The following is a 25,295-nucleotide window of genomic DNA, read 5'->3' on the forward strand; positions in this document are numbered from 1 at the left end:
CTTCTCTCCGACACGACAGCATGCTTGACCTTTATTGCGTTGCATCCAATTAAGGATGCAATGCAATCGGGGGGCGGTGTGGCGAAGAGTGGGAGTACCAGCATGAGCGAGCACGCTCCGGGCATCATCCGCAAGCTTTGGCCGGGTGAGGTTCAGGTCTTCCGCGACCATCTTCTGCGTCTCGATCAGGAGACGCGCCGCAGCCGCTTCGGCTCGGCCGTCAGCGACGACTTCATCACCCATTATTCCGAGCGCGTGTTCCGCTCCGGCGCCGTGGTGCACGGCTGCTTCGTGGAAGGCGTGCTGCGCGCGGCGGCCGAGCTCTATCCCTTCTCGGAAGTGCTGGCGACCGAGGGCGAAGCGGCCTTCAGCGTCGAGCAAGCCTACCAGAATCTCGGCCTCGGCACCGTTCTCATGGGCCGCACCGTGCTCACCGCCCGCAATCGCGGCATCCGCACCCTGCACATGAACTGCCTCGCCCGGAACCGGCGCATGCAGCAGATCGCCCGCAAGTTCGACGCCGACCTCACGGTGGAGAGTGACGAGGTGATCGCCCAGCTCAAGGCGCCGTACCCCACGCTGGTATCCATGGCCCGCGAGGCGACAGAAGAGGCGCAGGGCGTGGTGGGGGCGATGTTCCAGGCCCAGTGGAGCGCCGGCCAGCGCATGCTGAACCTGATGCTGCCCGCCGCCGCTTGAGGGATGCGGGACACCGCCGCGTCAATGCCCGTGAGAGGCGGATTCACGGATCATACGGATCCGATCCGGCCCTAGTGCACGGCGGTCTTCGACAGCAGATTGACGATCAGCACGCCGGCGATGATCAGGCCCATGCCCACGACGCCGGCCAGATCCAGCTTCTGGCCGTAAAACGCCCAGGCGATGCCGGCCACCAGCACGATGCCCGCCCCCGACCACGTGGCATACGCGATCCCCACGGGAATCGTCTTCAGCGTCAGCGACAGCAGGGCAAAGGCGATTCCGTAACCCGCCACCACGATGACGCTCGGCACCAATCGGGTGAAGCCCTCGGCTGATTTCAGCATGGAGGTGGCGATCACCTCGGCGACAATGGCAATGGCCAGCAGAACGTAGGGCATGCCTGCTCGTAGCGGGCAACGTCAGCTCCGGTCAATCTCGCGCGCCCTGTCGGGGCGAAAGCGGGTGGCGCGTCCTGTGACGGACGGGCAAAGCCGCCGGGACCGGCTTCAAGCGCGCCCGATCCGGCCCTATCCTGTGGCGGCGCTTATCGGGAGGTGATCCATGACCATACGTGTCGGCATCGGCGGCTGGACCTTCGAGCCCTGGCGGGGCACCTTCTTTCCCAAGGGCCTGCCCCATGCCCGCGAGCTGGAGCACGCCAGCCGGCAGGTCACGTCCATCGAGGTCAACGGCACCTTCTACCGCAGCCAGACCCCGAAGACCTTCGCCAGCTGGGCCGCGCAGGTGCCGGACGATTTCGTCTTCTCCCTGAAAGCACCGCGCTATGCCACCAATCGCCGGGTGCTGGCCGAGGCGGGCGAGAGCATCGCGCGTTTCGTGGACAGCGGGCTTGCCGAGCTGGGCGACAAGCTCGGCCCCATCAACTGGCAATTCCCGCCCACCAAACAGTTCGACCCTGAGGATTTCGGCGCCTTCCTTGCTCTGTTGCCGGAAACGACCGGCGGCGTCGCCTTGCGCCATGCGGTGGAGGTGCGCCATGCCTCCTTCTGCACGGCGGATTTCATTGCGCTCGCCCGCAAGCACAAGGTGGCGGTGATCTTCGCCGATGACGACGACTACCCGGCCATTGCCGATGTGACCGCCGATTTCGTCTATGCCCGCCTCCAGCGTGCCAAGGAGGAGGAGCCGAACGGCTATAGCGATGCGGCCCTGAAGACCTGGCATGCGCGGGCGAAGGTCTGGGAAGGCGGCGGCGTGCCGGACGACCTGCCGTCCTATGGCGAGGCGGCCAAGGGCGCGAAAGACAAGGAGGCGAAAGACAAGGGCGCGAAGGGCAAGAAGAAGCGCGATGTCTTCGTCTACATGATCAACGGCGCCAAGGTGCGGGCGCCGGCGGCCGCGCAGGCGTTACTCACGCTCGTCTGAACGGCGCGGGACGACGTTCAGGGGCGGATGATGGCCGGCGCGGTGCACGCCCAGCAGCTCCGACAGGCGCGTCAGCACCGCGAAGATGAGCGCCGTGGACCAGCCGAACAGCAGCATGCCGTTGGCCGCCGTCACCGGGCCGAGCACGCGCCAGTGCGGGGCGGGCAGGAGGTCGCCATAGCCGAGCGTCGTGAAGTTCACGAAAGCGAGGTAGTAGGCGTCGTGATCGTTGGTCACGCCATCGACGCAGACATAGGCCAGCGCCCAGATGCCCACCTCCAGCAGATGGGCGAAGGTGAGGACGGCGCCGGTGAACATCATGCCCAGCAGCAGCGCGCGGACCGGGTGGCGGATGCGGAAACGGCTGCCGAGCGCCAGCATGGTCTTCACCAGGAACACACTGGCCAAGGCGTGCAGGGCCACGGTGATGAGGCTGATGGCAATCCCGTACAGGAGTTCGGCCGGCATCGCGCGCCCCGTTTCACCGCTCGTCTTCCTGCTCATGGCGGCCAAACACGGTCCTGACAAGGCGCCGGGTAGGTATCGGCACTGGGCTACGGCAAAAAATTCCGGCGCGGCGGGAACCGGCGGCCAGCCCTGTGGTTTTGTCTGATTGGCGTGCGGCACTTGCGGGCGTGAACCGCGAGGCTGACGCCGTGATGTTTATTCGAGAGCATGGAGATTGCCATGACGCCGGAAACATCCAGCACCAAGCCGGTCAAGCTACAGTACTGGTCAAGCTCCCATACGGTGGATTCACCCGATGCCTGGCCCGAACCCTATGGCTTCGACAGCGTGGAGGACGCGGTCGCGTTCGCCATGACGCAGTCACCGGCCAATCGGGAACTCGCCTGGCTGCGAACGGAAAGCGGCGAGGTTCTCAAGCCTGAGCAGATTTACCGTCGCTGGTCGCTGCGCCGGACCTGACCCGCAGCGGGTTCGCGTCAGCGCCGCAGGCGTGCCGGCGGGGCACTGCCCCTGTCCGGCACGCCGTGGCCTGAATTAACCCCGCGGCGTTGATCTTCGCGCGCCGTCGTGTATTTTGCGCCGCAAAATTGTGGCAAGCGGGTTCGAGCTATTCGGGCCCGCGTTTTGGTGTTTAGGGACCCCATGCAGCTTCGCAACATCGCGATTATCGCCCACGTCGACCACGGAAAGACCACGCTGGTGGACAAGCTCCTCCAGCAGTCCGGCTCGTTCCGTGACAACCAGCGCGTGGCCGAGCGCGTGATGGATTCCAACGATCTCGAAAAGGAACGTGGCATCACCATTCTCGCCAAGGCGACGTCGGTGGTGTGGAACGACATCCGGATCAACATCGTCGACACCCCCGGCCATGCCGACTTCGGCGGCGAGGTGGAGCGCATCCTCTCCATGGTGGACGGCGCTATCGTGCTCGTCGACGCGGCGGAAGGCCCCATGCCGCAGACCAAGTTCGTGGTCGGCAAGGCGCTGAAGATCGGCCTCAAGCCCATCGTCGCCATCAACAAGGTGGACCGTCCCGACGGCCGCCCGCAGGAAGTCATCAACGAGGTGTTCGACCTGTTCGCGGCGCTCGACGCCAATGACGAGCAGCTCGACTTCCCGATCCTCTACGGCTCCGGCCGCGATGGCTGGATGGCGCTGACCCCGGAAGGCCCGAAGGATCAGGGCCTCGCCCCGCTGTTCGACCTCGTGGTCAAGCACGTGCCGCCGGCGAAGACCGAAGAGGGCGCGTTCAGCATGCTGGGCACGCTGCTGGAAGCCAACCCCTTCCTCGGCCGCATCATCACCGGCCGCATCGCGTCCGGCACGGTGAAGCCGAACCAGTCCATCAAGGTCATCGACCGTGAGGGCAAGCTGGTCGAGACCGGCCGCGTCTCCAAGATCCTCGCCTTCCGCGGCATCGAGCGCGCGCCTATCGATATCGGTGAAGCCGGTGACATCGTCTCCATCGCCGGCCTCGTGAAGGGCTCGGTGGCCGACACCTTCTGCGATCCCTCCGTGGATACGCCGATCCAGGCGCAGCCGATCGATCCGCCGACCGTCACCATGTCCTTCATCGTCAACGACAGCCCGCTGGCGGGCACCGAAGGCGACAAGGTGACGAGCCGCATGATCCGCGACCGCCTGTTCAAGGAGGCCGAGGGCAACGTCACGCTGAAGATCGAGGAGTCGCAGGACAAGGATTCGTTCTTCGTCTCCGGCCGCGGCGAACTGCAGCTGGCCATCCTGATCGAGACCATGCGCCGCGAGGGCTTCGAGCTCGCCGTGTCGCGTCCCCGCGTCGTGTTCTCGCAGGACGAGAATGGCGAGACGCTGGAGCCGATCGAGGAAGTCGTCATCGACGTGGACGAGGAATATTCCGGCACCGTGGTGCAGAAGATGTCCGAGCGCCGCGCCGAGATGATCGAGATGCGGCCCTCCGGCGGCAACCGCCAGCGCCTGCTGTTCCACGCCCCGACCCGTGGCCTCATCGGCTACCAGTCGGAGCTGCTGACCGACACCCGTGGCACGGCGATCATGAACCGCCTGTTCCACTCCTACCAGCCGTTCAAGGGCGAGATCGCGGGCCGCATCAACGGCGTGCTGATCGCCAACGAGCAGGGCGAGGCCGTGGCCTACGCGCTGTGGAACCTGGAAGATCGCGGCCCGATGATCATCGAGCCGGGCTGGAAGGTCTATCAGGGCATGCTCATCGGCATCCACAACCGGGATAACGACCTGGAAGTGAACGTGCTGAAGGGCAAGAAGCTCACCAACATCCGCACCACGTCGAAGGACGAGGCGGTGCGCCTGACGCCGCCGATCCGCATGACGCTGGAGCGTTCGCTGGCCTGGATCCAGGACGACGAGCTGGTGGAGGTGACGCCCAAGTCCATCCGCCTGCGCAAGCGCTATCTGGACCCGAACGAGCGCAAGCGCATGAAGGGCAAGGTCGAAGTCGCCTGAGCCTTTCCTTCGCGAGAGACGTGATACGAAGCCCCGGCCTCTGGCCGGGGCTTTTCTTTTGGCTCTGCGTGCGCCGGCTGGCGTGGCTCAGCGTGCCGGCAGCGCCGGTGGCACGGCTCCGAGCTCGGCCAGGCGCCGGGCGGACATCTCTTCGCGCATTCTGTCCCGCTTGGCGCGGGCGAGGCCGGGAATGAGGAAGGCATCCACCACCAGCCAGATCAGGCCGATGCCGATGAAATAGGTGAGGATCTGGATCACCGCCGTCACCGGCCGGCCGAGATAGAAGCGGTGCGCGGAGACGATGCCGAGGAAGAACCAGAACAGATAGGCCAGCACGAGGCTTGGCCCCTCATTCGTCAGGCGCGTCTCGATGAGGATCTGCTCGGCGGTGTCGAGGGCCAAGGGATGCGTTGGGGCGGACATCGGTTTTTTCCTGACCGGAACGTGCGGCACGACGGTATCTTGTGGCGTTCCACTGGATTTGTGGCAAGCTGACCCTACAGCATGTGGATGGACCCTTACCCCACGGGAACGTGAAGGCGAGGGACGGAAACATATGCTGCCTCAAGGTCTTGGGCTGGGGACGCCGACATCGGTCGGCGATCTTGAGCCAAGGCAATGTAACGGGAGGAACGTGGAGCGAGACTGAGCTTCGCCGCCGTCCGGTCTCAGTTGAGACGGCGCTTTCCGGAAGCCAGCAGGCGGTTGATCCGTCCGTTGACAGTTCCCCGAAGCGCTCCTACCACTGATAGGCCGGCCGGTTTGCAAGAACAGGCGCGGGTGCCGGGTCCCGTTTTCAGGGTTTCTCGTCCCCCCGCCCAAGAGGGATCAAATCGCATGGCTCTTCGTGTTTCGGGTAAGAACCTCGATGTCGGAGAAGCGCTGAGACAGCGTCTTTCGGATCGTGTGTCCGAGGTTGTCGGCAAGTATTTCGACGGTGGATGGTCTGGCCATGCCACCGTGTGCCGCGAAGGCTCGGGATACCGCTCCGAACTGCTTCTCCATCTCGATTCCGGCGCCAATCTCCAGGCTCAGGGCAATGCGCAGGATCCGAATTCCTGTGCCGATGCCGCGATGGACAAGATCGAGAAGCGCCTGCGGCGCTACAAGCAGCGCCTCAAGGATCGGCACACCTCCACCAGCAATGGTGGTGTGGAAAGCTATGCGGCTCAAAGCTACGTGCTCGACTCGGCGCCTGTTGAGGAAACCGAGGACGACGATTTCGACGGCTGGAGCCCCACCGTGGTGGCGGAGCAGGTAACGCGCCTGCATACGCTTTCGGTGCGCGATGCTGTGGTGGAACTGGAACTCACCGGAGCTCCGGTTGTGGTCTTCCGGCATGCCGGTCATGGCCGCGTGAGCGTTGTCTATCGCCGCGCGGACGGACATGTGGGCTGGATCGATCCTTCGGCATTTTCCGCCGACGATAGCCATTGACCGACACACGGGCTTGGGACTAGCGTCCGCCGCCGTCCCAAGCCCACTTTTGACGGCCCCGCAGGGATTTAATGGATGCCCCTTGCCGATCTCTTGGCCCGCGACGCGGTTTTCCCCTCGCTGAGGGCAAGCAGCAAGAAGCAGGCGCTCCAGGAGCTTGCCCAGCACGCTGCCACCCTGCTTGAGCGGGATGCGCGGGAAATCTTCGAGACCCTGCTGCAACGCGAGCGTCTGGGCTCCACGGGCGTCGGCAATGGCATTGCCATCCCGCACGGCAAGCTGCCCCAGCTCGACCGGCTGTTCGGTGCTTTCGCGCGCCTTGAGAAGCCCATCGATTTCGAAGCGCTGGATGGTGAGCCGGTGGACCTTGTCTTCCTGCTGCTGGCCCCCGAGGCGGCCGGCGCGGACCATCTGAAGTCGCTCGCCCGCGTCGCCCGCATGCTGCGCGACCCGGCGACCGCCGACAAGCTGCGCGGCACCCGCGATGCCGAGGCCATGCACGCCCTGCTCACCGCCACGAGCGCATCCGACGCCGCCTGATGGCGGCGCCTGTCTCCCTGTTGATCAACGTGCGTTGATTCGCTGACCTGCCGGTCAGAGGAAGAACTGCGTCTCGAACAGCAGGCAGCCTTCCGGGCCGGCGCGGAACGGGCCGTGCTTGGCGCCCGGCGGCCGGCAGGCGAAGCTGGGGGCAGGGAAGGTCTCTTCCGCATGAGGCGGTGTCTGCGAGGCCACGATCAGGCTGCCGCGCACCACCAGCACCTCTTCATAGAAATCGTGCACCTTCACCGCGTCGATGCGGGCATGGGGCGCCCAGCGCACCAGCCGGTTCAGGTGCCCGGTGCGGTTTGACTCGTCCACGCTGCCGGCGAGCACCTTCACGCTGATGCCGGGCTCCACCTCCACCCAGCCTTCCGCCTCGTCGATGGGGAAGAATTCCAGATGAGCCTTGCCCGTCTTGGGATCGAGGATGGGGGCGTCGGTGAGAGGGGCGGCGGGCGGCATGAAGAATCCTCGGTCGCGTCAGGCGCGTTTCACGCCACGCCCGAGGACAAGCGATGCCGGAGGCCGGCGCAACAAAAATGTGAGGGGATAAGCGCGCTTGCTGTTGCTGTGGGCAGATGCCGGCCGCTGCTGTCCGGCGACCATCACATCTGCGTCAAACGCGCAATTCAGGTCCGCAGACGGGGGCGGATCACCCGCTCGGCCCCGAGCCGGCGGGCTCGGGGGACGTATCAGGCGCGCAGGGGCGCGCCGGGCGTCAGTGGACGCTGACCGTCGTCAGCTCGTGCTGCGAGGCATTGGCGAGGGCTGCTTCACGGCTGTCGGTGAGCATGATGGGCGTGCCATCAGCGGCGTGCAGGGTGAAGAGCGTCAGGCCCGGCGCGATGTCGGGAGCCTGCGGAAACAGGCGCTGCACATCCTCGGAACGGATGGTGCGGACATAGGCCAGCTCGCCGCCGCCGAGCCCGGCCAGGGCCTCGGGGCTGATGTCGACGGTGGTGTCTTCGATCTTGTGCGTGTTCATAATGGCAACCCTCTCTTCCCGCAGCTTGCTTCCTTCACCCTCAAGAACGCGAAACGATATCAATACGTTTCGCGAGCCTGACTGGTTCAGGTCGCACGAGGTCGATGGACAGGAGGCCGTTGCGCAATTCGGCGCCGAGAACATTCATGCCCTCGGCCAGAACGAAGGTGCGCTGGAACTGACGGGCCGCGATCCCCCGATGCAGGAAGATGCGGTTCTCTCCATCCTCTGCCTGACGGCCACGGATGGTCAGTTCCTTCTCTTCGAGGGAGATCTCGAGCTGCTCCTGGCTGAACCCTGCCACCGCCAGCGTGATGCGCAGGCGAAGCGGGGCGCCCGGTTCGGCTTCAATCCTCTCCACATTGTAGGGAGGATATCCATCCGAGCCCTTAGTCACCCGATCGAGCGTTCGCTCGACCTCGTCGAAACCCAACAGGAACGGGCTCGACAGCGAAGAGAGTCGCGACATGTGCCAAAGTCCTCATCAAGCGACTTTGCGGGTACACGGCGCTGCCCGGTCTGGACCCCGCCGATCGAAGCCCTGTGAAGGCGCTCCGACGCTTCGGCATATGGGTACAGACCATCCATGCCGCAAGCCTCTCAGGCGAGCGTTGCGTGAAGGTTTCCTTGCAATGTACGGTTTAGTTCCCGCTGTCCGCACCACTGCCGGCGCAGGGTGAGGTCACGCCGCCCGGCGTGGCCCCACGTCCCGGCGGGGTGCGAAGCTGTCCGCGTCGGCCGCGTGCCACTCGGCGGCATAGGGCGTCTCGTCCGCCCCTTCCACCAGCGCCATGGCGGGGAGGAAGGTGTAGAGCCGATCCAGCGGGCGCACCTCGATGGGGCTGACGCGGTGCCACAGATGGTGCGGCAGCAACTCGGACGGATGTTCGAGGCCGGCAGCCGCGATCAGCTCGGCCAGCGCTTCCACGGTGTGGTGCTGGAAGTGCGCCACCCGCTGGGCCTTGTCCGACACCACGAGGCCGCGCTGGAGGCGCGCGTCATTGGTGGTGACGCCGGTGGGGCAATGGCCGGTGTGGCAGCGCATGGACTGCACGCAGCCGAGCGAGAACATGAAGGCGCGGGCCGCGTTGCACCAGTCGGCGCCGATGGCCATGTTCGCCGCCATGGAGAAGCCGGACGTGACCTTGCCCGAGGCGGCAAGCTTCACCTGCTGGCGCAGGCCCGCCCCCACAAGCGCGTTGCGCATGAGCACGAGGCCCTCGCGCAGCGGCATGCCCACATGGTCGGCCAGTTCACGCGGGGCAGCGCCCGTGCCGCCTTCCGAGCCGTCCACCACCACGAAGTCGGGCCGGATGCCGGTCTTCAGCATGCCCTTGATGATGGCGAAGGTTTCGGACGGATGGCCGACGCACAGCTTGATGCCCACCGGCTTGCCGCCGGAGAGCTCACGCAACTGGGCGACGAATTCCATCATCTGCGCCGGCGTGTCGAAGGCGGGATGGCGGGAGGGCGAGATGCAGTCCTCGCCCAGCGCGATGCCGCGGATCTCGGCGATCTCGGGCGTGACCTTGGCGGCCGGCAGCACGCCGCCATGGCCGGGCTTGGCGCCTTGCGAGAGCTTGATCTCGATCATCTTCACCTGATCGTCCGCCGCCTTCTCGGCGAAGCGTTCCGGCGAGAAGGAGCCGTCGCGGTTGCGGCAGCCGAAATAGCCCGAGCCCAGCTCCCACACGATGTCGCCGCCATGGATGCGGTGATAGGGCGAAAGGCCGCCCTCGCCGGTGTCGTGATAGAAGCCGCCGGTCTTGGCACCGAGATTAAGCGCCTCGATGGCGTTGCGGCCCAGCGAACCGAAGCTCATGGCTGAGACGTTGAGCACGGCGGCCGAATAGGGCTTGGCGCATTCCGAGCCGCCCACCGTGACCCGGAACGGCTCCTTGGCCACGGGCGTGGGCGCCAGCGAATGGGTCATCCATTCATATTCGCTGGAATAGGTGTCCAGCTCCGTGCCGAAGGCCTGCCGGTCTTCTTCCTTCTTGGCGCGGGCATAGATCAGGCTGCGGTCGGCGCGGGCATAGGGCCGGCCTTCCTCGTCGCCCTCCACGATATACTGGCGCAGATAGGGGCGCAGATCCTCGAACAGCCAGCGCATGGTGCCGATGACGGGATAGTTGCGCAGCAGGGAGTGATGCGGCTGCACCATGTCGAAGACGCCGATGGCGACAAAGGGCATGGCGGCGCAGAACAGCCAGAGCCATGCGGCATGCGCGGTGAAGGAGAGCAGCAGCCCCAGCAGCGCCAGCGCGACGATCACGAAGAAGGTGCTGTAGCGGCCGAGCCAGAGCTTCGTGCCGGGTTGAAGTCCGGACATTGTTGCTTCCCCCTCATCGCGGCCGGTGGAGGCCTTCGTTTCCGCGCCCCATCGGCACGCGACCATGCGCTGCCTTGAGCGTGGCCGTGACGTTTAGAGACGTTCTTGGCTACAGAAGCTAGGCGGGGGCTTGCATCCGCACAAGCATTTCGGGGCGGTGCGGTGGTGCCGGCAAAAAGAAAGCCGGCCGGGCAGTGCCCGGCCGGCTCATATTCAAACGGGGCGTAGGATCAGGCCGCGACGGCGGTCGCGGCAGGCGCGGCGAAGTCGGCGCCGAGGCGACGCAGCACCTCGATCTGGCCCGGCAGCTCGCTCCAGTAGCGGCGGTGCAGCTCCAGATTGACCACGGCGCGCGGCGCCAGCGTGCAGGCGGCGGCGATCTCGCTCCAGGGCAGATCGCCCCAGCCGAGCGGCAGATGCAGGTCGCCCTCGCCGAGGCCGACGCGCTCGCCTTCGTCGATGGACCAGCTCTCCAGAGGCAGGCCGAAGCTGTCATGCACATGCACATGCTTGGCGAACGGGGCCAGCGCCACCAGCTCCGGCAGCAGCGGAATGCGCAGCGGCGAGCAGTGCTGGTAGGCGTGGCTCACGTCCATGGTGGCCCGGATGTGGTCGTGGTCGATGGCGTCCAGCTCGGCGGCAAGGCGCGAGGGCAGGGGCGTCTCGCGCATCTTCTCGAAGCGGAACACGTTCTCCACGCAGACCGTGAGCTTGTGCTTGGCGGCAAGATCGCCGGCCCGCAGCAGGGCTTCGCGCTGACGAGAATAGGCGACCTCGATGTCGTCTTCCTGCTCACGCACTACGCCGGCATGCATCACGTAATTCTCGGCGCCCAGCGCACCGGCGACCTCGATGGAGGCGGCGAGCAGAGCCTCATGGCGGGGCAGCTTGCCGGGCACTTCCATGAGGTTGATGGCCAGCGGGCCATGCACCGTATAGCCGAAGGGCCGGTCGCGGGTGACTTCCACCAGCTTCTTCAGGCGCTCGGGAAGGATGCGGCCGGCGACCACCAGCGTCCAGGCGAAGGTGGGCAGTTCGACGAAATCGACGCCGAGGCGCTCGGCCTCGTCGAGCTTGGCGCCGAGATCATCGAAATCGGGCGAGGTGGCGCGGATGGAGTAACCGACGCCGAGCACGGCGGGCGGGTTTGTGAGCGCGTCCATCTGATGTTCCTTCACGCTGGAGCCCGGTCCCCGAACCGGCAGCTTGGCCGGGCGGTGGAAGGGGTCTCGCACTGTTCTGGAGACGGGAGCATGACAGCGTCTGTCGTGCCTGCTCCGTCGCCGGGGAAGCCATATGGCTGGGGAATTCAGGGCCTGACGGCACGCACCCTCTAGCACGGTGCGGCAGAAATGACCTGCCCCAATATTTTGCGCTGCACAAAAGTGAATCAGCCTGCCGTTGCGTGAAGGTTCCGCACCGTCTGGGCCAAAGTCATGGGATCAAAGGGTTTCGCCACCACGCCCACGGCGCCGAGGCCACGGAAGTGCTCGACTTCGTGATGCTGCGTGCGCGCGGTGACGAAGGCCACGGGGATGGACGCCGTGCCCGGCTCCGCCCGCAGATGGCCGAGCGTGGTGGGCCCGTCCATCTCCGGCATCATCACATCGAGCAGAATGAGATCGAGATTGCCCGTCTTCGCCCGTTCCAGCGCGGCAGCGCCCGAGGGGGCGGTTTCGGCTTCGATGTCGGGATCGAGGGAGAGCGACAGGGAGACGATCTCGCGGATGTCCGGCTCGTCGTCCACATAGAGCACGCGCAGGGGCACCTCATCCCTCCTTCCGGGCGTTCGCGCCCGCTTTCGGCTGCACCAGCCGGCCCACGGTTTCCGCCAGCAGGTCCAGCGAAACCTGCGATTTGGTGAGCATGGCGTCCACCTGACGGGCGAACTGGGGATCCTGATCGCGGGCCGAGAATATCACCACCGGCATCTTCTGCCCGTCCCGCCGGCGCAGCAGCGGCAGCAGTTCGCCGCCGGAGCCGGACGGCAGGCCGAGATCGACGATGGCGGCGGCGAAATCTCGCTTCTCCAGCGCCGCGCGCGCCTCCTCGAGGCTGGGAACCGACACCACCTCGAATTCCGGCGCCAGCGCGGTGCGCACGATGGCGCGCACGCCCGGGTCGTCGTCGAGATGCAGGATGGCGGCGGGCGCATCGGTGGGCACGGCCCGCTTGATGGCGGCGGACAGGAGGTCCGGGTCCACCGGCTTCTCGATCCAGTCGAGGATCTGCAGGGTTTCCGCCTCGCCGGGCGTCAGCGTGCCTTCCGCCCGGCGGGCCGAGACGATGAGGATGGGCACCGCCCGCGTGCCATGCGCCTTGCGCAGCGAGCGGATGAGGCTAATGCCGTCGCGGTCGGGCAGGCCGAGGTCCACGAGAATGGCCTTGTAACGCGCCTCATGGGCTTTCTGCTCGGCCTCGGCAGCGGTCGAGGCCACATCCGCCTGGATGCCGCTGCCGGCCAGCATGGCGCAGATCACTTCGGCGCTGTCGGCGGTGTCCTCCACCAGCAGCACGTCGCCGGCCGGCAGGTCCGCCACCTCCTCGGGGGCCACTGCCCGGGGCTTCGGCGGGACGGTGGGGTCGATGATCTCCGGAATGCCGGTCTCGGCGGGGTTTTCCGCCGGCAGGTCCATGTGGAAGCAGGTGCCCACCCCCATCTCGGTCTCGAAGGCCAACGTGCCCTCGTGCCGGTCCACGATCTCCTTGGCGATGGCAAGTCCGAGGCCGGTGCCGCCGCGCTGTCGGGTGTCGGAGCTGTCCGCCTGCGCGAAGCGGGTGAAGATGGAGGGGCGGAAGGTCTCCGGAATGCCGGTGCCGTGGTCGCGCACGCTGGCGCGCACGATGCCGTCGATGCGTGCCACCTCAACGTCCACGGTGGCGCCCTTGGGAGAGAATTTCACCGCATTGGAAATGAGGTTGGTGAGCACCTGGATCAGCCGGTCGCTGTCGCCGACCACCGCCGTGTCGCCGGGGCCGACATTGAGCGACAGGCTCACATTGTGCTCCAGCGCGAACCCGCTGTTCTGCTCGACGGCGCGCTTGGCCACATCAGCCACCAGCACGCGCTGGCGGGCGAAGGTGATAGAGGCGGACTGCATCTTTTCGATGTCGAGGATGTCGTTGATCAGCCGCACCAGCCGCTGGCAGTTCTGCGCGGCGATGGTCACGAGGCGTTGGGCGCGCTCGGGCAGCGGGCCGGTGGCCCCGCCCGCCAGCAGGCCCAGCGAGCCGGCAATGGAGGTGAGCGGCGTGCGCAGCTCGTGGCTGACGGTGGAGACGAACTCGTTCTTCATCACTTCCGCGCGCTTGCGCTCGGTGATGTCGTGCAGCACCGCCACCAGGCTGCGCCCGCCGGAGGCCCGCATCTCGCCGATGGCGACATCCATTGAGACCGTGGAGCCATCCTTGCGCAGGCCGAGCAGTTCACGCACACCGCCGCCTTCCGAGGCGGCCTCGCTCAATTCCGCGAAGAAGTCCTCGCCGCTCTTGCCCTCGGGCATGCGGAACAGGATGGAGAGGTGCTGGCCGGTCAGTTCCTTCGGCTCCCAGCCGAGCAGGCGCGTGGTGGCCGGATTGGCGCTCTCGATCTGGCCGGCGGCATCCACGGTCAGGATGGAATCCATGGCGCTGGAGAGGATGGCGCGGTGGCGGGACAGGGTGTCGCCCAGCGCGCGCTCGGCCCTGCGCCGGCCCATGAGATGGGCCATCATGATGAGGGTGGAGCCGCACACCACGGCGATGGCGGCGGCGAGCAGGATGGTCAGCGTCTGCTTGGTGCGCTGGCCGCCGAGGCGCACCTCGCGGGTGCGCGCCTCGATGGCGGCGATCTCGGCGTCGGCGATGTCCTCCACCACATCGGCGATGTGGTCCATGATCGCCTTGCCCTGACGCACCTGGATCATCAGTTGCGCGGGATTGTGGTCGTCGTGCTGGCGGGCCTCGATCATCTGCTGCAGCAGCTTCAGCTCGGAATCCACCAGCCGCTCCAGCCGGGCGAGGCGGGCGGCATGCTCGGGACGCTCCACCGCGAATTCGGTCACATGCTCCAGCAGGCGTAGGATCTCTTCCCGGTCGGCGGTAAGGTCGGGCAGGAATTCGGGCTCGCCGGTGATGATGAAACCGCGCGTGGTGCTCTCGGCGGCCAGAATCTGCTCATAGACGTTCTGCAGATCAGCGCGGATGGTGGAGGAATAGATCAGATCCTCGCGCGCATGCTGGCTGGTGGCGAACTCGCGGAACGAGGCATAGCCCACCGCCAGCACGATGGCGATGGAGGCCACGGCGGCCAGCGCCGCGATGATGATCACGCCCTTGATGCCGCGCCGGTAGCGCCGCCGGTCGGCCTGTCGGGAGGCGAGGACGCTCAGCGGCATCGACGGCCTCCCGGCGCATGCGGCAGGGGGGCGAACTGCGGCGACGGGAGCAGGGTAAGACACACCATCATGGCACACCGGCGAGGCAACGATGCGCCGATGAAGGCGCGGGCACCCATTGTGGGGCCGCAACCCTGAAATGCGAGGTAAATTTGGCGCCTCGGGCGGCCGTCAGACCGGATCTTCCACCGTCAGATCCAGCCAGCCGTCCAGGAAGCGCTCCAGCCAGTGGCAGACCGCCGGGTCGTGCCGGTACCAGCCGTCCAGATGCGCCGGGCCGGGCTGGGCGCCGGGCTGCTTCAGCTTGTCGGCCGCCTTGGTGGTCCAGCGGCACATCATCTCGTGCGTCACCTCGGGGTGGAACTGCACGGCGAAGCCGTGGCGGCCATAACGGAACGCCTGATTGGGGAAGACCTCGCCGGTGGCGAGCAGATCGGCTCCCTCGGGCAGTTCGAAGCCTTCGGAATGCCAGTGATACACGTGGCTCGGCCACGGCAGCAGGTCGGCGCCCAGCTCGGTGGGAGAGAGCGGATAATAGCCGATCTCGGACAGACCCTCGGTATGCCGGCTGACCTTGGCGCCGAGCTGCTTGGCCATCAGCTGCGCGCCGAGGCACACGCCCAGCAGCGGGGCGTCCTGTTCGATGACCTTGCCGACGAAATCCAGTTCGGTCTTCAGCCAGGGCAGGGGATCGTTGACGCTCATGGGGCCGCCGAAGATCACCACGCCCGCATGGTCGTCGAGGTGCTCCGGCAAGGCGTCGCCGAGGGCCGGGCGTCGCGGATCGAGCGTATAGCCGCGCGCTTCCAGCAGGCGGCCGATCCGGCCCGGCGTCGAGTGCGCCTGATGCAGAATGGTGAGGATGCGCCCGAGGCTCTCCGATGGTTCGGCCGGGCGCGGATGTTCAACTCTCGTGTGCACCGTCCCCTTCCACTTCCCTGCGCACTTCACGGCGAATCCGCACGCGATCGCGCGAACCGATGTTCAGCAGTTCGGCCGCCCGCCACACGAGGTTGTCCTCGAATTCGGTGAGCGCGCCATCGGCATAGGCCACCTCGAACATCATCTCCACCACACGCAGCCGGCCTTCCTCGTCGAGGGCACGGTTGAGCACGCTGGTGAAGGCGTAGAGATCCACTGCCTCCGCATCGCGGGCAATGGCCAGCTCCACCAACTGGTCGGTATGGGCGGCCGAAAGATCAAAGCGGCTGGCGAGGATGGTCTTGAGAACCTCGCGCTCCTCCTCCGTCACCGCGCCGTCAATGGCCATGACGTGCACCAGCAGGACGGCGGCGGAGAGGCGATAATCATTGTCCTCGAACGCACCGGCTTCGCGCCGTCCGCCTGAGATATCGGCAATGAAATCGGAGAGCGCGCGGAACATGATGCCTCTCGGGTCGAAGGATACGTCTGATTTGGTGCCATGAAGGCCGGCGGGCGGCAAGCACAGGCGCTACCGGAATGAATTGCTTGGCAACAACAAGCGATGAATTCTGCGCGACTGTGACCGCATTCCCACGGCCATGACCGATCAGCGGTCCTTTCCGCAACGGCTGCGGGCTATTGCCCGGTTTGAGGAAGCGGCAGGCGACGGGTGCTGCCGCCCTGGATACGCTGCGAGGAATCGCCTTCGCCGGGCCGTGTGGGCGGCGGCGGGGTGGGCACCATGTTCTGGCGCGGCGCGGGCGGGGAAAGGTTCTGGCCGGGAATGGGCGGCACGTAATTGGGCTGGCGCAGCGCAGGCGGCGGCACGGTCTGCGCCGTCGCGGCACCTGTGCCGGCCAGCATCACGCCAGTGGCGAGAAGGATGGCGGCACGCGCGAGAGAAGGTCTGGCAGCTTGGGTCACGATGATTGTCCTGCTCGTTCCTGCCTGAAATGGGCCTTGCGCGGGGGATGCGCAAGCGAGCAGGGGGGAGGTCAGGGCTCCAGGCCGGGCATGGTCGCGGGCTGGCGGGCGGGGCGAACCACCATGCGCACCGGCATTTCCGGCGTCGGCGCCGCATCGACGGGATGGATGACCACCTCGCCCTCGGACCAACGCTGGGGGCCATCCACCAGACGGCTGATGCCAAGGCCGGCCGTGATGGCGAGCATCGCGGTCAGCAGAGCGAGGGATCCTTCCTTCAAGACGAACATCGGGATTTCCGCTTCTCGGCGTTTTGGTGGCAAAATCTTGACCGCCCAACGCTGCCGCAGCACCGGAGTTCCCGGTCCTTTGACATATTTCGCGTTGGTGGCGTCCGTTAGGGCGGCAACACGGGCCAGCCCTTGGTTTCGAGGACAGCTTACGGTCAAGTTTTCGCTCGTCCGCCTCAAGGAAATGGTGGCGGGAAAATGTTAATAATGCGTGGACGTGCCCAAACGACGCTATATTCCGTAAAGGGAGGTAAGGAAAGAAGAAGCTATTGAATTTCGGAGCATGCCCAAATTTGTCGGAACAGTCCGTCTTATGGATGAGTTGAGGGGATGTAATCGCTCGTTTCTTGCGCACTGTCCAAATAAAGGAGCATGCAATGCGAAATGTGATGATCGCTGCGGCTGCCGTTGCCGCTCTGACCGCCACCCCGGTGCTGGCCCAGACCGCCACACCGCCCGCTGCCGCGCCCGCCCCCGCGGCGTCCGCATCCAATTCCAGCGGGACCTTCATCGACAGCCAGCGGCAGGACCAGTGGCTGGCCTCCAAGCTGATCGGCACCAAGGTGCGCGGCGGCCAGGATGAATCGCTGGGTGAGATCAACGACGTGGTGATGGATGCCAACGGCTCCGTCTCGGCGGTGGTGATCGGCGTCGGCGGCTTCCTCGGCGTTGGCGAGAAGAGCGTTGCCGTTCCCTTCAGCGCCATCGAGATGTCCCGCGCCAGCGATGGCGACCGCCTCATGCTGCGTCATTCCAAGGACGACCTGAAGGCGGCCCCCACCTTCCAGGCCTACCGTGCGCCTGCGGCCGATCCGACCGTGACGGGAACGGTGTCCAAGCCCTCCACCACCAGCCCGGCCACCACGCCGCCCGCCACCACCCGCTAAACGTGCGGACTTAAGTTCTTCATATTGCAGGAGTTGAAGGCCCCGACCTGCGCAAGCAGGCCGGGGTCTCTGCTTTTTGAATAGCCAAACGGACGGAAGGAGGTAGTTTGATGCCAAGCAATCCATATCCGCCACGCTATCGTCCAGAAGGCGCGGCTTGATGCGGGAAGGCCACAGGCCGGATCTGCGACCACAGGAGAGGGCGAGTACGTGCCAGAGCAGACAGAGCAGCGTGGAACGGCCCTGCTGGTGGAGGATGAGCCCTTTGTCGCCATGGTGGCGCGGCAGATCCTCGAGGACGAAGGTTTCGAAGTTGAGGTGGCGAGCACCGGCGGCGGCGCCTTGTCCTATATGGACCGGGACGGCCATGCGCTGGCCATGGCGGTGGTGGATCTCGGCCTGCCGGACATGTCGGGCAACGAACTGGTGCAGCGGCTCCTGAGCCTGCGCGCCGACCTGCCGATCATGATCGCCAGCGGCCATGGCAAGGCGGAGCTGCAAAGCCTGTTCGGCCGCAACGAGCGCATGGCGCTCCTGCCCAAGCCCTATGACGTGGCCATGCTGCGCCGGGCTCTGGAAGAGCTGGGTTTCGTGATCGAGGACTGAGCCCGGCTTTTGCGCCGGGCAGAATGGGGGCGGCCGGTCAGCGCCGACGCCCCATGAGAACCGCCTGAAGCACGCCGGCACCCGCCGCCAGCGCCACGGTAGCGATGGGGTGGCGCTCGGCGAAACGGTTGACGGCGGACAAAGCGCCGATCCCCAGTGCCGATCCGCTCTCGAAGACGGACGGCGGGCGCTTGCGGCGCCAGAGCGCGATCATCGCCAGCAGGCCGGTCAGGGCGAGTGCGGCGAGCGCGGTGAGAAGGGCCGCCAGCGGCGCGTCCATGTGCCGTTCCAGCAGGCCATACAGGCTAATGGCCAGGAATGCCTGGGTGATCCAGACGAACCCTGCGGCGAGAAACAGGAGCAGCGCGCGGACGGCCATCTCGATCAGCGCCGCAGCAGGAGGTGGCCGAGCAGGGCGCCCACGCCCGCCGCGATGGCAATGGCGGTGAAGGGCTTCTCCTGAATGGAGGCGCGCAGGGTATCGGCCTGCTCCTCGGCCCACACCTGGGCTTCGCCGACGGCGGCTTCGGCGTCATAGGCAGCGCCTTCGACGCCGTGCTTGGCGGTGGCGCTCAGGGTTTCCACGAGCTTGGAGAAATCCGCGCGAAGCTGTTCGAGATCGGCTCGCACGTCAGCAAGGCTGGGCTCGGTCGCCACGGTATCCGGCTTGTCGACCATCTTCATCACTCCGCTGTGTGTGAGGGCATGCCCACGGTTGGGGCATGCCACTCAAACGCCACCCAGAGCGGTAAAGTTCCAGCTTGGCCGGGTCAAGCGATCCGCTGCGAGGGAGCGGCTGCTTCCGACTTGGTCTGATGGAAGAACAGCGCCTGCGCGATGGTCGCCTTCACCGTTTCGCTCAGGAACGGCTTGGTGATGAGATAGGTCGGCTCCGGCCGCTCGCCGGTGAGCAGGCGATCGGGGAAGGCGGTGATGAAGATCACCGGCACATCGAACGTCTGCAGGATGTCGGTGACGGCATCGATGCCGGAGGAGCCGTCGGCGAGCTGGATGTCCGCCAGCACGAGGCCGAAGTCGCCGTGACGGGCCAGTTCCAGCGCCTTGGTGTGGGTGGGGGCCACGCCGACGATCTCGTGGCCGAGCTCGGACACCAGCGTCTTGAGATCCAGCGCGATCACCCACTCATCCTCGATGATGAGGACGCGGGTGGCGAGCTGCTTGTCGATCTCGGCCTGGGCGGCGACCACCTGGGCTTCCACCTCATCAAGGCCGATGCACAGGATCGAGGCGGTCTCGGCGAAGGAAAAGCCTTCCATGGCGGTGAGCAACAGCGCCACGCGGGAACGGGCGTCCAGCTGCTGGAGGCGCTGGTCGGCATGCAGGCTCGGGCCGCCATCGCCGGCCGGGCTCAGGCCCCAGACCTGATGGAAGGCGCGATAGAGAGCCACGCGGGGCGAAACGCCGGTGTCGATGGTCACTTTGCCATCGATGGCGGCCTGAAGCGTGTCACGCACCAGCGCATCACCGGCTTTCTGCGAGCCCAGAAGGGCGCGCGCGTAACGACGCAGATACGGAAGCTGCTTGATAAGCTGTTGCTGTGGCATGCTGTGACTTCGCCTCGACAAGTCGCCTATAACGCGCCGTGTGGGAGAAAGTTCCCTGCCGACGGAACAGGAAGGGCCTTTACGCCATTATAGACCCGCAGGCACCCTCGACACATCCTGTATAGCCGAAGTTGGACCATATGGTGTTGGGTCGTGGGGCGATGATAAGGCAGGGGGATTCCGTCACCGGCATCGGCCGGTGCGGAAGCGGTTGATGTCGGGTGCGGGCTGCTGCGGGCAGTGCCAATTGGGGGCTTAATGTCGATGCGGCAACGGGACGTGGTGGAGGCGTGGCGGAAAGAGCGCGCCACCATCTTCGCATCCGCCCTTGGGCATCCGCGCAATCTGCTGGACAGCGTCCGCCGCCGGCTGATCCTCGTCATCCTCATCGCCATCATGCCCATTGCCTCGGCCTGCATGTTGCAGGGCGTGCTGCAACTGCGGCGCACCTCCGAGGAGACGCAGGCGCGCCTCGTGCAGTCCGCCATCGCCGCTGCCGGCAGTGTGCAGAATGTCTTCGCCGCCGCCGAGAACGTGCTTCAGGCGCTGAAGAACGCAAATGACGTGCGCAATGCCGATGCCGACTGTCAGGCGACGCTTTCCGGCGCCAATCTCAGCGTGCTGTTTTCCACCAATATCTCGCTGTTCGGTTCCGATGGCGTGCTGCGCTGCTCGGCGCTGACCCCCAACGACAATGTGGTGAGCGACCGGTCGTGGTGGCGGGAGTCCGTGCAGGCCAAGGACTTCACCCTCAGCTCGCGCATGGTGAGCCCGATCACCCGCAACGAGATCCTCATCGGCACGCTGCCGCTGTTCTCCGCCTCCGGCGCTTTCGATGGTGCCTTGTCCATCGGCATCAACGGCCTGTGGCTGGACAATCTGCTCAAGCGCGAGATGGCGCCCACCGCCGGCATCATTTCCCTGCTGGATGCCACCGGACGCGAGATCGCCTCCAATGCCAGCGTGGCCAGCCGGCGCATGTTCGCGGGCCGCGACCTCTCCAGCTACACCGACCATCTGGGTGAAGCCGCCGACGACAAGGGCACCGTGTGGTCCTTCGCCGTGGCGCCGCTGGAGCGGCATGGCCTCATGGTCGCCATCGCCCGGCCGAAGGACGAGCTGTTCCGCTGGACCACGCTGCACGTGATGATCAGCTTCGTGCTGCCGGTGGTGATGGTCATCTTCACGCTGGTGGCGATCTGGCTCGCCACCGACCGCATTGTGCTGCAATGGCTGCTCTACATGCGCCGGGTCACGGCGGTCTATGCGCAGGGGCATTACGGCTTCCGCCCCACCCGCATGCATCAGGCGCCGAGCGAGTTCCGCGTGCTCGGCCATGCCATCGAGGACATGGCGCTGGCCGTGCGCGAGCGCGACGGCAAGCTGCGCGAGAGTCTGGCCGAGAAGACCGGGCTGGTGCGCGAGATCCATCACCGCATCAAGAACAGTCTCCAGGTGGTGGTGTCGCTGCTCAGCCTCTATGGCTCCAGCGTGCCGCAGGGCGAGGATCGCCGCCGGTTCGAGCAGTTGCGCGTGCGGGTGAACACGCTGGCCGTGGTGCATCGCATCTTCTACGAGGCCAGCGAAGGCTCCGAAGTGCGCGTGCGCGAACTGCTGCGCGAGATGGCGGTGCTGCTGGAAGGTGCCGCCGACCGCAATGTGACCGTGGTGGTGGAAGCTGACGACGCGCTCACTTTGCCCACCGATTTTGCCGTGCCGCTGGCGCTGATGGTGACGGAGATCATCATGACGCTCGCCCGCCACGATGCGACGTCGCCGGCCCGCCTGACGCTGGATGGCGCCATCGAGGGCGGCACCTTCATCCTCACGCTCACCTCGTCCGAGCCCTCGGACGGCCGGCTGGGCAAGGCGGATCTCGCCCATGGCTTCGCCAGCCAGCTGGGCGGCACGGTGGAAGATGTGGATGGCGAGAACGGCGCGGTCGTCACCGTGTCCTTCCCCGCCCGCAAGGCGGGCGGGGAGCGGTCGCACGCCGGACGCTGAGGTCCGGGGCGGCGCGTCAGGAGGGCTGCGGCGCAGCCGTGGTCATCCCCAGCCGCTCCAGCAGCAGGGCATCCCGCGTGGGGCCGGGATTGCCAGTGGTGAGCAGGCGATCACCCACGAAGATGGAATTGGCACCCGCAAGGAAGCAGAGCGCCTGCGCCTCGTCGCTGAGCCCGTCGCGGCCCGCCGACAGGCGCACCACGCTTGCCGGCATCAGCAGGCGCGCCACCGCCACCAGCCGGACGAAGGCGATGGGGTCCACCTTCTGCTGCGTGGCCATCACCGGCGTGCCTTCGATGGCGTTCCACATGTTGAGCGGCACGCTTTCCGGCGGCGTCTCCAGATTGGCGAGCAGCACCAGCATGGCGAGCCGGTCTTCCACGCTCTCGCCCATGCCGACGATGCCGCCGCAGCACACCTTCACCCCGCCGGCACGCACGTGTGCCAGCGTCTCCAGCCGGTCGTCCATGGTTCGGGTGGTGATGATGGAGGGGTAGAAGGCGGGCGAGGTGTCCACATTGTGGTTGTAGTAATCGAGACCGGCCTCGGCGAGCTGGCCCACCTGTTCGGGGGTCAGCATGCCCAGCGTCACGCAGGTTTCCAGCCCCAGCGCTTTGACGCCCGCGATCATGGCGCAGACCTTGTCCATGTCGCGTGCCTTCGGGTTGCGCCATGCGGCACCCATGCAGAAGCGGGCGGCCCCGCCCGCCTTGGCGCGGCGCGCCTCGACGAGCACGGCTTCCACATCCATCAGCTTGCTGGCCGGCACACCGGTCTTGTGATGGGAGCTCTGGGAGCAATAGCCGCAATCCTCCGGGCAGCCGCCGGTCTTGATGGACAGGAGCTGCGCGGTCTCGATCTCGCACGGATCGAAATGGGCGCGATGGACGGTCTGGGCCCGGAACATCAGTTTCGGCAACGGCAGGGCATAGAGCGCCTCTGCCTGTGCGAGCGTCCAGCGCGGCGGGGTGGCTTGCGTCTCCGGGGCGATGGGGGCGGCGTGGCCGGCCTCTGGGGCGAAGGTCAGATCCATGCTCATGCGCCCTTGCCCGTGAGGCGGGCGGCCAACGGCACGGCGGCGGCCACCAGCGCGATCTTCACGAGGTCGCCGAGGATGAAGGGGAGGAAGCCCTGCGCCAGCAGCGTGCGGACGGGGATGAAGGCGGACAGCCAGGCGAGGCCGGCAGCATAGACGAGGGTGAGGCCGAGCAGCATGGCGCCGGTCTTCGCCAGCGGCCCGCGCCCCTGCGCCAGAGTGGAGGTGAGCGCCATGGCGGCCAGATAGCCGGCGAGATAGCCGCCCGTGGGACCGGCCATATAGGCGAGGCCGATGCCGCGCTCCGGCGAACCGGCGAAGACCGGCAGGCCGAAGGCGCCAGCGGCGAGATAGGCCAGCATCGCACCCACCGCGAGGCGGGGCGGCACGGAGAGGGCGATCGTCATCACGGCCAGCGTCTGCAGCGTCATGGGCACCGGCCAGAAGGGGATCTGCACCTTGGCGCTGAGCGTCAGCAGCGCGGCGCCCGCCAGCACGAGCATCAGCTGGGCGGCGGCCGATTGCGGCATGGCAAAGCGGGCGCGGGTGGTTGGCGCGGTGAAGGACGGGCGGTCAGACATGCGGCACTCCGTAAATTATAGATAATTGTGAATCTATATCTATAGGAATCCACGGGCGGACGAATTGCGCAAGCTCCTGCCATCCGCCCTGGGGACAGGGCGGGCTGCGGGCGGCCCGGCTTTCCTGCATTGCCAATGCATCGAAGCCTGTCGGGGCGCCCCCGTGTCGTGCAGCCGTACGGGGGCTGGACTGCTGGCTATGAATTCTGCGTGGCTGCTCGACGGCGTGTCCCGATGCTAGACCGGAGGCTCAGTCCGATGGCCGCGGCCTGCGGCCCCTGATGCGAGGAAAGTCCATGGATCTGCAGCTGAAAGGACGCGTGGCTCTGGTTTCCGGTGCCAGCTCGGGCATTGGCGCGGGCGTCGCACGCGTTCTGGCCCGCGAGGGGGCGCGCGTCGCCATCACCGCGCGTCGCGCCGAAAAGCTGGAGACGCTGGCGGATGAGATCGCCGCCCAGGGTGCGGAGCGGCCGCTGGTGGTGGCCGGTGATGTGACGAGCGCTGCCGACGTGGCCCGCATCGCCGCAGAAACCTCGGTGGCGCTTGGCCCGGTGGACATTCTGGTGAACAGCGCCGGCGGCTCGCGCCCCATTCCGGTGGATGCGGCGGATGCGGTGTGGGACGAGGCTTTCGCGCTCAACTTCACCGCTGCTCGACGGCTGACGGAAGCGGTGCTGCCGCAGATGCGGGCGCGGGGCTTTGGCCGCATCGTCAACATCAGCGGTTCCATGGAGCCGCGCGCCATGAATGCCGCCATGGCCGCCAAGGCGGCCCTGCACCTCTGGGCCAAGGGGCTCTCGGCCGATGTGGCCGCCGATGGCGTGACGGTGAATACCATCCCGCCCGGCCGCATCAACAGCGAGCAGATCCTGACCCGGCTGCACCCCACGGAGGAGGCGCGTGCAGCCTTCATTCAGAAGAATATTCCCATCGGCTATTTCGGCGAGCCGGAGGATATCGGCCACCTCGTGGCCTTCCTCTCCTCGCCGCTCGCCCGCTACATCACCGGCGCCGTGATCCCGGTGGATGGCGGCATGCGCTATTCCGCTCACTGAAGAGCGGGGCGCTCACCCCACCATGGCGAAAGCCTCATGGGTGGTGCCGGAGCGGGATTTGACCGGGCGGCGGCCGATCCATTGCACGTGATTGGCGAGGATGGTGCAGGCCGCCTCCACCTGCCCCCGGCGCAGGGCGGCGAGGATGGCGCGGTGGTCATGGTCCGTGCGCGCCTCCCAGTCCGAACGCCAGGCGGCGAAGAGGAAGCGGGCACCGGCGGCATGCAGGTCGTCGATGCTGGCGATGAGGCGCGGCATGGCGCAGGGGGTGATGATCAGCCGGTGGAAGCGCCGGTTCGCTTCCTCCCATGAGCGCACGTCGCGGGAATTGTCGCCCGCCTTGGTGGCTTCCTCGGCCGCCTGCAGGATGGCGGACGTGAGGTTGGGTGCGGCATGGCGAAGCGCCAGCACTTCCAGCGCCGCCCGCATTTCCGCCACTTCGCGCACCTCGGACAGGTCGAAGGAAGCGACCCGGACCCCGCGCCGGGGCTCGCTCACGGCCAGTCCCTGGGCCTCCAGCCGGCGGAAGGCCTCGCGCACCGGAACGTGGCTGGCGCCGAACTCTGCGGCGATATGATCCTGCCGCAGCCGCGCACCGGGCTCGATCTCGCCGGCTATGATCCGTTCCGCCAGAGCGCGACTGATGCGGATGGCGAGTGTGTCTTCCTTGGGAGAGGGCATATTTTATAGATAATTGTTTCGCGGTGCCCTGTCGATGTTCGACGGCGCGT

30 protein-coding genes are annotated in these 25,295 nt (G+C 66.6%); 10 read left to right on the plus strand and 20 right to left on the minus strand.

The genetic code is table 11. The features are described from left to right. The first annotated feature begins 102 nt into the window (after positions 1-102). A complete protein-coding gene (locus tag IEW24_RS12740; protein ID WP_188579106.1) occupies positions 103-699 on the plus strand; it encodes a GNAT family N-acetyltransferase in 597 nt (198 codons plus the stop codon). 71 nt (positions 700-770) lie between these two features. Here IEW24_RS12740 and IEW24_RS12745 read toward each other — a convergent pair whose 3' ends face one another. Then, positions 771-1,100 (minus strand): SMR family transporter, encoded by a 330-nt coding sequence (locus tag IEW24_RS12745; protein ID WP_188579107.1) that lies wholly within the window; start codon positions 1,098-1,100, stop codon positions 771-773. A 163-nt stretch (positions 1,101-1,263) separates the two neighbouring features. Here IEW24_RS12745 and IEW24_RS12750 point away from each other — a divergent pair, with 163 nt between their 5' ends. Then, positions 1,264-2,088: a DUF72 domain-containing protein gene (locus tag IEW24_RS12750; RefSeq protein WP_188579109.1), complete on the plus strand. Its 825-nt coding sequence runs from the start codon at positions 1,264-1,266 to the stop codon at positions 2,086-2,088. Here the strand turns inward: IEW24_RS12750 and IEW24_RS12755 are convergent. Further along, a complete protein-coding gene (locus IEW24_RS12755; RefSeq protein WP_188579111.1) occupies positions 2,071-2,556 on the minus strand; it encodes a potassium channel family protein in 486 nt (161 codons plus the stop codon). The two genes, IEW24_RS12750 and IEW24_RS12755, sit on opposite strands and share 18 nt — an antisense overlap. Before the next feature lie 219 nt (positions 2,557-2,775). Here IEW24_RS12755 and IEW24_RS12760 point away from each other — a divergent pair, with 219 nt between their 5' ends. Together IEW24_RS12760 and typA are read left to right on the plus strand one after the other, a co-directional pair. Continuing rightward, complete coding sequence (locus IEW24_RS12760; protein ID WP_188579113.1) at positions 2,776-3,015, plus strand: hypothetical protein; 240 nt, start codon at positions 2,776-2,778, stop codon at positions 3,013-3,015. A 183-nt stretch (positions 3,016-3,198) separates the two neighbouring features. Further along, on the plus strand, positions 3,199-5,019 hold the full coding sequence (gene typA, locus IEW24_RS12765) for a translational GTPase TypA (protein ID WP_188579115.1): 1,821 nt from the start codon (positions 3,199-3,201) through the stop codon (positions 5,017-5,019). Positions 5,020-5,106: 87 nt separating this feature from the next. Here the strand turns inward: typA and IEW24_RS12770 are convergent, their stop codons facing one another. Further along, on the minus strand, positions 5,107-5,442 hold the full coding sequence (locus IEW24_RS12770; protein WP_244644357.1) for a TM2 domain-containing protein: 336 nt from the start codon (positions 5,440-5,442) through the stop codon (positions 5,107-5,109). A gap of 414 nt (positions 5,443-5,856) precedes the next feature. Between IEW24_RS12770 and hpf the strand changes: the two genes are divergently transcribed. Beyond that, positions 5,857-6,456: a ribosome hibernation-promoting factor, HPF/YfiA family gene (gene hpf / locus IEW24_RS12775; RefSeq protein WP_188579117.1), complete on the plus strand. Its 600-nt coding sequence runs from the start codon at positions 5,857-5,859 to the stop codon at positions 6,454-6,456. A gap of 75 nt (positions 6,457-6,531) precedes the next feature. Beyond that, positions 6,532-6,996 carry a PTS IIA-like nitrogen regulatory protein PtsN gene (gene ptsN, locus IEW24_RS12780; protein ID WP_188579119.1) on the plus strand — a complete coding sequence of 155 codons (465 nt, stop codon included), beginning with the start codon at positions 6,532-6,534 and terminating at the stop codon, positions 6,994-6,996. A gap of 54 nt (positions 6,997-7,050) precedes the next feature. Here ptsN and IEW24_RS12785 read toward each other — a convergent pair whose 3' ends face one another. The 11 genes from IEW24_RS12785 to IEW24_RS12835 form a co-directional block, all read right to left on the minus strand. Beyond that, on the minus strand, positions 7,051-7,461 hold the full coding sequence (locus tag IEW24_RS12785) for a cupin domain-containing protein (RefSeq protein ID WP_188579121.1): 411 nt from the start codon (positions 7,459-7,461) through the stop codon (positions 7,051-7,053). Between the two features lie 256 nt (positions 7,462-7,717). Beyond that, a complete protein-coding gene (locus IEW24_RS12790; protein WP_188579122.1) occupies positions 7,718-7,984 on the minus strand; it encodes a BQ00720 family protein in 267 nt (88 codons plus the stop codon). Positions 7,985-8,024: 40 nt separating this feature from the next. After that, positions 8,025-8,453 carry an Hsp20 family protein gene (locus IEW24_RS12795; protein WP_188579124.1) on the minus strand — a complete coding sequence of 143 codons (429 nt, stop codon included), beginning with the start codon at positions 8,451-8,453 and terminating at the stop codon, positions 8,025-8,027. A gap of 213 nt (positions 8,454-8,666) precedes the next feature. Next, positions 8,667-10,316 (minus strand): FMN-binding glutamate synthase family protein, encoded by a 1,650-nt coding sequence (locus IEW24_RS12800; protein WP_188579128.1) that lies wholly within the window; start codon positions 10,314-10,316, stop codon positions 8,667-8,669. Between the two features lie 230 nt (positions 10,317-10,546). Continuing rightward, positions 10,547-11,479: a sugar phosphate isomerase/epimerase family protein gene (locus IEW24_RS12805; protein WP_188579130.1), complete on the minus strand. Its 933-nt coding sequence runs from the start codon at positions 11,477-11,479 to the stop codon at positions 10,547-10,549. A gap of 227 nt (positions 11,480-11,706) precedes the next feature. Further along, positions 11,707-12,084, minus strand: coding sequence for a response regulator (locus tag IEW24_RS12810; protein WP_188579131.1), 378 nt, complete (start codon positions 12,082-12,084; stop codon positions 11,707-11,709). Position 12,085: 1 nt separating this feature from the next. Continuing rightward, entirely contained in the window at positions 12,086-14,692 is a 2,607-nt protein-coding gene (locus IEW24_RS12815) for a response regulator (protein ID WP_188579133.1), read from the minus strand. Positions 14,693-14,863: 171 nt separating this feature from the next. Beyond that, complete coding sequence (locus tag IEW24_RS12820) at positions 14,864-15,613, minus strand: glutamine amidotransferase (protein ID WP_188579136.1); 750 nt, start codon at positions 15,611-15,613, stop codon at positions 14,864-14,866. After that, positions 15,597-16,076 (minus strand): tellurite resistance TerB family protein, encoded by a 480-nt coding sequence (locus IEW24_RS12825; protein ID WP_188579138.1) that lies wholly within the window; start codon positions 16,074-16,076, stop codon positions 15,597-15,599. The genes IEW24_RS12820 and IEW24_RS12825 overlap by 17 nt, the downstream gene beginning before the upstream one ends. A 176-nt stretch (positions 16,077-16,252) precedes the next feature. Further along, positions 16,253-16,540, minus strand: a complete 288-nt coding sequence (locus IEW24_RS12830; RefSeq protein ID WP_188579140.1) for a hypothetical protein — start codon at positions 16,538-16,540, stop codon at positions 16,253-16,255. Between the two features lie 71 nt (positions 16,541-16,611). Further along, the gene (locus tag IEW24_RS12835; RefSeq protein WP_188579142.1) at positions 16,612-16,830 is read right to left on the minus strand and encodes a hypothetical protein; all 219 of its coding nucleotides are present in this window, start codon (positions 16,828-16,830) and stop codon (positions 16,612-16,614) included. A 377-nt stretch (positions 16,831-17,207) separates the two neighbouring features. Between IEW24_RS12835 and IEW24_RS12840 the strand changes: the two genes are divergently transcribed. Next, entirely contained in the window at positions 17,208-17,717 is a 510-nt protein-coding gene (locus tag IEW24_RS12840) for a PRC-barrel domain-containing protein (protein ID WP_188579144.1), read from the plus strand. A 210-nt stretch (positions 17,718-17,927) separates the two neighbouring features. After that, positions 17,928-18,323 carry a response regulator gene (locus tag IEW24_RS12845; protein WP_188579146.1) on the plus strand — a complete coding sequence of 132 codons (396 nt, stop codon included), beginning with the start codon at positions 17,928-17,930 and terminating at the stop codon, positions 18,321-18,323. Positions 18,324-18,360: 37 nt separating this feature from the next. Here the strand turns inward: IEW24_RS12845 and IEW24_RS12850 are convergent, their stop codons facing one another. The 3 genes from IEW24_RS12850 to IEW24_RS12860 form a co-directional block, all read right to left on the minus strand. Next, positions 18,361-18,702: a hypothetical protein gene (locus IEW24_RS12850; protein ID WP_188579148.1), complete on the minus strand. Its 342-nt coding sequence runs from the start codon at positions 18,700-18,702 to the stop codon at positions 18,361-18,363. 5 nt (positions 18,703-18,707) lie between these two features. After that, a complete protein-coding gene (locus IEW24_RS12855; protein ID WP_188579150.1) occupies positions 18,708-19,001 on the minus strand; it encodes a glycine zipper domain-containing protein in 294 nt (97 codons plus the stop codon). Between the two features lie 92 nt (positions 19,002-19,093). After that, on the minus strand, positions 19,094-19,888 hold the full coding sequence (locus IEW24_RS12860; RefSeq protein ID WP_188579152.1) for a response regulator: 795 nt from the start codon (positions 19,886-19,888) through the stop codon (positions 19,094-19,096). A 258-nt stretch (positions 19,889-20,146) separates the two neighbouring features. Here IEW24_RS12860 and IEW24_RS12865 point away from each other — a divergent pair, with 258 nt between their 5' ends. Beyond that, positions 20,147-21,892, plus strand: a complete 1,746-nt coding sequence (locus tag IEW24_RS12865; protein ID WP_188579154.1) for a sensor histidine kinase — start codon at positions 20,147-20,149, stop codon at positions 21,890-21,892. A 16-nt stretch (positions 21,893-21,908) separates the two neighbouring features. Here IEW24_RS12865 and bioB read toward each other — a convergent pair whose 3' ends face one another. Next, positions 21,909-22,925 carry a biotin synthase BioB gene (bioB, locus tag IEW24_RS12870; protein WP_188579701.1) on the minus strand — a complete coding sequence of 339 codons (1,017 nt, stop codon included), beginning with the start codon at positions 22,923-22,925 and terminating at the stop codon, positions 21,909-21,911. Positions 22,926-22,927: 2 nt separating this feature from the next. Then, positions 22,928-23,509, minus strand: coding sequence for a biotin transporter BioY (locus tag IEW24_RS12875; RefSeq protein ID WP_373870054.1), 582 nt, complete (start codon positions 23,507-23,509; stop codon positions 22,928-22,930). 296 nt (positions 23,510-23,805) lie between these two features. On the opposite strand from IEW24_RS12875, the gene IEW24_RS12880 reads away from it, so the two are divergent. Continuing rightward, positions 23,806-24,564: an SDR family NAD(P)-dependent oxidoreductase gene (locus IEW24_RS12880; RefSeq protein WP_188579156.1), complete on the plus strand. Its 759-nt coding sequence runs from the start codon at positions 23,806-23,808 to the stop codon at positions 24,562-24,564. A 12-nt stretch (positions 24,565-24,576) separates the two neighbouring features. Here the strand turns inward: IEW24_RS12880 and IEW24_RS12885 are convergent, their stop codons facing one another. Beyond that, positions 24,577-25,245 (minus strand): GntR family transcriptional regulator, encoded by a 669-nt coding sequence (locus IEW24_RS12885; RefSeq protein WP_188579158.1) that lies wholly within the window; start codon positions 25,243-25,245, stop codon positions 24,577-24,579. Positions 25,246-25,295 lie beyond the last annotated feature (50 nt).

Source organism: Azorhizobium oxalatiphilum, from assembly GCF_014635325.1.
GTDB lineage: Bacteria > Pseudomonadota > Alphaproteobacteria > Rhizobiales > Xanthobacteraceae > Azorhizobium > Azorhizobium oxalatiphilum.